Source organism: Roseomonas elaeocarpi, from assembly GCF_042433915.1.
GTDB classification, from domain to species: domain Bacteria; phylum Pseudomonadota; class Alphaproteobacteria; order Acetobacterales; family Acetobacteraceae; genus Roseomonas; species Roseomonas elaeocarpi.
On sequence record NZ_JBHLUN010000011.1, the window covers coordinates 71,292 to 77,891 of the forward strand.

At 67.5% G+C, this 6,600-nt stretch carries 5 protein-coding genes; 4 read left to right on the forward strand and 1 reads right to left on the reverse strand.

Going from position 1 to position 6,600, the window contains the following annotated elements; translation table 11 throughout:
* Positions 1-26 precede the first annotated feature (26 nt).
* Complete coding sequence (locus ACFFGY_RS16595) at positions 27-1,358, reverse strand: MFS transporter (protein ID WP_377045625.1); 1,332 nt, start codon at positions 1,356-1,358, stop codon at positions 27-29.
* A 493-nt stretch (positions 1,359-1,851) separates the two neighbouring features.
* Between ACFFGY_RS16595 and ACFFGY_RS16600 the strand changes: the two genes are divergently transcribed.
* The 4 genes from ACFFGY_RS16600 to xdhB all read left to right on the forward strand — a co-directional run bounded on the left by ACFFGY_RS16600 (position 1,852) and on the right by xdhB (position 6,334).
* Complete coding sequence (locus ACFFGY_RS16600) at positions 1,852-2,031, forward strand: hypothetical protein (RefSeq protein WP_377045626.1); 180 nt, start codon at positions 1,852-1,854, stop codon at positions 2,029-2,031.
* A 140-nt stretch (positions 2,032-2,171) separates the two neighbouring features.
* A complete protein-coding gene (locus ACFFGY_RS16605) occupies positions 2,172-2,531 on the forward strand; it encodes a response regulator (protein WP_377045627.1) in 360 nt (119 codons plus the stop codon).
* Positions 2,532-2,684: 153 nt separating this feature from the next.
* Positions 2,685-4,064: a xanthine dehydrogenase small subunit gene (locus ACFFGY_RS16610; protein WP_377045628.1), complete on the forward strand. Its 1,380-nt coding sequence runs from the start codon at positions 2,685-2,687 to the stop codon at positions 4,062-4,064.
* A complete protein-coding gene (gene xdhB / locus ACFFGY_RS16615) occupies positions 4,061-6,334 on the forward strand; it encodes a xanthine dehydrogenase molybdopterin binding subunit (protein WP_377045629.1) in 2,274 nt (757 codons plus the stop codon). The genes ACFFGY_RS16610 and xdhB overlap by 4 nt, the downstream gene beginning before the upstream one ends.
* The last annotated feature ends 266 nt before the right edge of the window (positions 6,335-6,600 follow it).

Consider the following 6,600-nt stretch of genomic DNA (forward strand, 5'->3'; position numbering starts at 1 on the left):
ACGGCCTTTGGTGAGCTGAGGCGCCCCTATTGCGCGGGGTGGGTCAAGCCCGCCGTTCCAGCCGCGCCAGGGACACGGTGACGACGGATAACCGCCTGAACGACAAAGGTCATCAGCCCCCCGACCGCGAGGCAGGCGGCCAGGAACAGCATGGGCACGGTGTTGCTGCCGCTGGCATCGCGGATCCAGGGAATGACGTTCTGGGCGATGAAGCCGCCGAGATTACCCACCGAGTTGATCACCGCGAGCCCCGCCGCGGCCGAGGCGCCACTGAGGAAGGTGGAGGGGATCGACCACAGGATCGGCTGCGGCACGAAGATGGCCACCGCTGCGATGCACAGGAAGGCGAAGCGTAGCGTGTTGCTCGGCACGTAGACGCTAAGGATGAGGCAGGCGGCTCCCACCAGTGCCGGTCCCACGATAAAGGGCGTGGAGGAGCGGGCGCCGACCGCGAGCTTGGGCCAGTAGTAGAGGCCCAGGGCGACCATCAGCCAGGGGATGACGTTGATCCAGCCGTTCACCGTGTTGCTGACGCCGAAGCCCTTGACGATGGTCGGCAGCCAGTAGCTGAGACCGTAGGCGCCCAGCGGAAAGGCAATGTAGAACACCGACATCAGCAGCACGCGCCCGTCCGCCAGCACCTTCAGCGGATTGACATGCGAGGTCTTGGCCAGGCGGTTGTTCTCGTTGGCCAGCCGCTCGGCCAGCCAGCGCTTCTCCTCCGGCGTCAGGATCCGTGACGTTTCCGGGGTGCCGTCCAGGTAGAACAGCGTCACGATGCCCATGAGCATGGCCGGGATGCCTGTCACCAGGAACACCCACTGCCAGCCCTGGTGCCCGCCATAGCCGTCGAGATCAAGCAGCATGCCGCCGATCGGGGCGCCGATCGCGTTGGCGAAGGCGCTGAACACCATGAAGGACCCGACCATCCGGCCGCGGTACTCGTGCGGGAACCACAGGGTCAGGAGGTACAGGACGCCGGGGAAGAAGCCGGCCTCGCAAACACCGAGCAGGAAGCGCAGCACGTAGAACATCGTGGTGTTCTGCGTATAGGCCAGCGCCACCGTGACGGCGCCCCAGGTCAGCATGATCCGGGCAAACCAGCGCGGCGCGCCGAAGCGCTCCAGGAAGATGTTGCTGGGAACCTCGAACAGGAAGTAGCCGATAAAGAACAGCGAGGCGCCCAGCCCGTAGGCGTATTCCGACAGCCCCAGCGCATCCACCATCTGCAGCTTGGCGTAGCTGACGTTCTGCCGGTCGATATAGGCGATCAGGTAGATGATCCCGAGATAGGGGATCAGGTAGCGCGTGATCTTTCCGATCACGGCCCGCTCGTTCACCACAGCACGCTCCCTCACGATCTTTGTCGTTGAGCACGAGCCTATCCCGTTTCTCCCCTGGCACCAGGGCGCAGTGTTTTCCCCGCGCCGCGCCGCCCGTCCAACCCGCATCTTTGCTGTTGATCTTCCTTATGGTTTTCGATTGGATGAAGAAAAGTACATGTTTAGGACATGATGCCACGTCGCATGGTTTAGATGTTCCTGGCTGGCCTGGTGCCCGCCTGACCGACCTGGGCACAGGGCACAACGGGCACGGCAACCCTGCCGGACGGGTACCCCAACAAGCCGATCACCATGACCGTGCCCTTCGCGGCCGGCGGTCCCACCGACACCGTGGAGCGTCTCGTAAAGGCGGGCGCGGTACGCGCCTTTACGACGACAACGCGCAGCCGGCTGGCCGCCCTACGGGATCTGCCGACCGCGAGCGAGGCCGGGACTGCCCGGCTTCAAGGTGTCGGTGTGGCACGCCCTTTACACGCCACGCGGTACGCCGGCCGCTATCAAGGAACGCTTGTCCGGTGCGCTTCAGGCGGCACTGCGCGACCCACGCGTGGCGGCACGCTTCGCGGAGCTCGGGACCACGTCGGTCGACACGGCCATGGCAACCCCGGCGGCCCACAAGAGCTACTGGATGGCGGATCTGGCGAAGTGGTGCCCGATCATCGAGGGGGCGGGCCAGTACGCGGACTGAGCCGGTGATCGGCGCCTGAGGTCGGCACTCCGCTGTCCATCACGGGATCGTGAGGGTCCGGCGGACTGCAAGGAGGGTGGCTCCATAGTAGTCTCCGGCCATCTACGCAGCACCGCCGCGGCAACGGAACAGGCAGACGCATGAGCAATCTGGAGGGCCGCCGCGTCCTGGTGGTCGAGGACGAAACCCTGGTCGCGATGTTGGTGGAGGACACGCTGCTGGATTCCGGCGCCGAGGTCCTGGGACCGGTCTCCACCGTCGCCGCGGCGCTGCAGCTCATCGAGAGCGAGGTGCCGGACGTTGCGGTGCTGGACCTCAACTTGGCGGGCGAAACCTCGGAACCGATCGCTGATGCGCTGGTGAAGCTGAAGGTGCCCTTCGTGGTGGCCTCCGGCTACGGGCAGGCGGGAGTTCCGACGCGGCACGCCAATGTTCCGGTTCTCGCCAAGCCCTACGCGCCCGAGGAACTGACCGCAGCACTGGCGCGCCTGGTCGTCTGAAGCGGCTCGGTAGCCGCCGCACAAGTGCCGCACAACTCTGCGGCAGCGCTTGCCGCTTCCGCCGGCTTGGTGTTCCCGATGCGGCCGGACGGCGCAAGAAAACATCTCGCTCCCCTCTGCAGCAAGGGGTGTCATTGGGGCTAGGCTGAGCGCATGTGCGCCTCCCTTTCCTTTCGGCTCAACGACGAAGCCTGGGTGCTGCCGGCGCAGACATCGCCCACCACGACGCTGCTGGACTGGCTTCGCCGCGATGCCGGGCTGACCGCCACCAAGGAAGGTTGCGCGGAGGGCGACTGCGGCGCCTGCACCGTGGCGATCGAGGCGCCGGATGGTGCCCGGGTTCCCGTGAATGCCTGCCTTCTGACCCTGGGGCAGGTCCACGGCCTGACGCTGCGCACGGTGGAAGGCCTTCGCGAACACGGCGCCTGCCACCCGGTGCAGACGCTCATGGCCGAGTGCAACGCGACGCAGTGCGGCTTCTGCACGCCCGGCATCGTCATGACGGGCTGGAGCTACGCCACCGAGGGCGGTGACCCGCACGAGGCGTTGGCCGGGAACCTGTGCCGCTGCACCGGCTACCGGCCGATCCTGGAGGCCTTTCAGCGCCTGCCGGCCGAGGAACGGCGGCCGCAGCCTGAGGCGGTAACGACCTCCGCGACGCTGGAGGCGCCGGGGCAGGTTTTCCATCGCCCTGCCACGCTCGCGGAGCTCCTGAGCCTGCGGCGGGATCAGCCTGAGGCCTGGCTGCTGGCGGGCGGCACCGACCTGGGCCTGCGCTTTTCCGAGCACCGGGAACACCCGCCGGCGATCCACTGCACGCTGGGTGTGGCCGAGCTCCAGGAGATCGAGGTCTCGCCGGAAGGCCTCCGCATCGGTGCCAGCCTGTCCTACCGGCGGCTGCTTGAGCTTTGCGAGGCGGAACCTGGCTTCACGCCCTTCGCCACCCTGCTGCGGCGGCTGGGGTCGCGGCAGATCCGTGCGCTGGGCACGCTCGGCGGCAATCTCGGCACGGCTTCGCCGATCGGGGATGCCCTGCCGCCGCTGCTGGTGCTGGGCGCCACGCTGCGCCTCGCCTCCCACAGGGGTGAGCGCGAGATGGCGGTGAAGGATTTCCTGCTCGGCTACCGCCGCAATGCGCTGGAGCCGGACGAGGTGATCCGAAACGTGTTCCTGCCCCGTCCCCGCCCCGACGCGCTGATGGCCTGCGAGAAGCTGTCGCGCCGGCGCGACCAGGACATCACGGCGGTAGGCCTCAGCATCCTGCTGGAGCGAGCGGAGGGTCGGATCACCTCGGTTCGCGTCGCCCATGGCGGGTTAGGACCTCAGGCAGGCAGGGCCTTGGCGACGGAGGATGTCCTGATCGGCGCGCCCTTCCGGCAGGCAAGCTTCGATGCGGCCGCTGCCGCCTTGGAGGCGGAGGTTGCGCCGCTGGGGGATCTCCGCGGCTCGGCGGAATACCGTCGCAGCGCGGCCGGAAACCTCCTGCGCCGGCTCTGGTGGCGCTGGAGCACTGAAGCGGAGGCGCAGCCGTGAACGATGGCGTGGGCTCCCTCGGCCGGGCTTCGGGCGCTTCCGTCCCGCATGATAGCGCGCTGGCCCATTGCACCGGCGAGGCACGCTTCATCGACGACATGCCGGAACCGCGGGGCACCTTGCATGCGGCGTTGGTCCTGTCGGAGGTCGCCCATGGCCGGTTGATCTCGCTCGACGTCGCGGCGGCGCGGAGCGCACCGGGCGTGGTCGCGGTGATCGGACCGGGCGACATCCCCGGGCGCAACGACGTGTCGCCCTCGCACCGGGCGGGTGAGCCGCTCTTCGCCGAGGACACGATCCTTCACTGGGGCCAGACCCTGGCCATGGTGGTGGCGCGGAGCCGCGACGACGCGATCCGCGCGGCGCGCCTCGTGCAGGCGCAGGTGGAGGCGCTACCCCCCGTCCTCTCGGTCGAGGCCGCGCTGGAGGCGAATGACCTCCTGATGCCACCCATGGTGATGCGGCAGGGAGAGGTCGAAGCGGCCTTGGCGGCTGCCCCTCACCGGTTGCGGGGTAGCTTCCGCTGCGGTGGGCAGGAGCACTTCTACCTGGAAGGCCAGATCTGTCTGGCCGTACCGGGCGAGGATGGTGAGTTCGTGCTGCACTCCTCGACCCAGCACCCGACCGAGGTCCAGCACATCGCGGCACGGGTCCTGGGATGCGACTTCAACCGGATCACAGTGCAGGTCCGCCGGATGGGCGGCGGCTTCGGCGGCAAGGAGAGCAACGCCTCCTGGGTCGGCGCCGCCGCGGTGCTGGCGGCCCGGCTGACCGGCCGTCCGGTGAAGCTGCGGCTGTCGCGCAAGGTGGACATGACGGTGACGGGAAAGCGTCACCCCTTCCTGTTCCGCTGGGAGGTTGGGTTCGACGGGACCGGGCGGATCCTGGCACTCGACGCGCTGATGGCGGCCAATGGCGGCCACGTTCTCGACCTCTCGGCCGGCGTGATCTTCCGCGCCGTGACGCACGCGCTGAACGTGTTGGACGTGCCGGCAGTGCGGGTCGACGGCCGCGTGCTGCGCACCAACACCGTGAGCAACACGGCGTTCCGGGGGTTCGGGGGCCCGCAAGGCGTGCTGCTGGCCGAGGACGTGGTGCGGGAGGTCGCCCGGGCCGTCGGCACGACGCCGGAAGCGGTGCGGGAGCGGAACTTCGCGGGGGGCGCCAACGGCGATCGCACGCCCTATGGGCAGAAGCTGGAAGGTGACCTGATCCGGCGTGTCTGGGAGGAAGCGCAGGAACTGTCCGGCTTCGCCGAGCGGAAGGCTTCGATCGAGCGCTTCAACGTCACTCATCCCTATCTTCGCCGGGGGCTTGGCAGCTTCGTGCTGGCCTTCGGCATCTCCTTCGGCGTGCAGCACATGAACCAGGCGGGGGCGCTCGTGCATGTCTACGCCGACGGCTCCATCCGCCTGAACCACGGCGGGACGGAGATGGGTCAGGGCCTCTTCGTCAAGGTCGCGCAGATCGTGGCGGATGTCTTCGGTGTGCCGCTATCACGGGTTCGAATCACCGCCACGAGCACGGCCGAGGTGCCGAACACCTCCCCGACCGCGGCCAGCACCGGCACGGACCTGAACGGTTGGGCGGCGCAGATAGCGGCCTCCACCATCCGGGAGCGAATGGCGGCCGTGGTCGCGGCGGAATGGGATGTTGCGGCCGAGGACGTGGAGTTTGCCGATGCCGAGGTTCGCTCCGGCAACCACCGGCTCGGCTTCGGAGAGTTGGCGACGCTGTGCCACCTGCGCCGGGTGTCGCTTTCGGCAACAGGTTTCTATCGCACCCCGGGTCTGAGCTGGGACCCGCAAACGATGCGCGGCGAGCCCTTCTTCTACTTTTCCTACGGAGCCTCAGTCGCGGAAGTAGAGGTCGATCTGCTGACGGGTGAGCATCGCTGCACCGGCGCCTGGCTGGTGCAGGACTGCGGCAACTCCCTCAACCCGGCCGTTGATCTGGGCCAGATCGAAGGCGCCTTCGTGCAGGGACTTGGTTGGCTCACTTGCGAAGAACTCTGGTGGGATGATGCGGGTCGCCCGAGGACCCTCGGGCCTTCTACCTACAAAATCCCCGGCTCGCGGGACGTACCGGAAAGCTTCGTGGTGAGGCTGCTGGAGAGCGCACCTGCCCGCGTGGAGACTGTCTTCAGAAGCAAGGCAGTAGGGGAGCCACCATTGATGCTGGCCACGGCGGTGTGGAACGCGGTCAGTTCGATTGGCTTCAAGACGGATTTGCCGATTGGCGCGTCTTCGTTGTTGAAGAGAGACGCTTAGTAGATCGAGTTCGACTGCTGGGATCTGGGTTGAGCGGTTGGAAGGTTCACCCAGCCCAGCCTGATCGCCTTGATGTCCGGGTCGGACACGCGGCAGGTCGAGCTGTGTTATTGCAGTTGCGTCCGCTCACTCTGTACGCTGCGGCCTGCCTCTTTCTGCGACGTTGGCCCATGTCTGACCAAGTGGCGAGCACGCAGAGCCGCTCATGGAGCTGTTGCTCCGCGAGCGGCGTGTTCAGCTGTGGTGCGTGTGTGTGGGGTGATGGA

Bases quoted from the DNA above. Each gene is read 5' to 3' on its own strand.
- ACFFGY_RS16605 (WP_377045627.1), top strand. From the start codon at position 2,172: ATGAGCAATCTGGAGGGCCGCCGCGTCCTGGTGGTCGAGGACGAAACC.
- ACFFGY_RS16610 (WP_377045628.1), top strand. From the start codon at position 2,685: ATGTGCGCCTCCCTTTCCTTTCGGCTCAACGACGAAGCCTGGGTGCTG.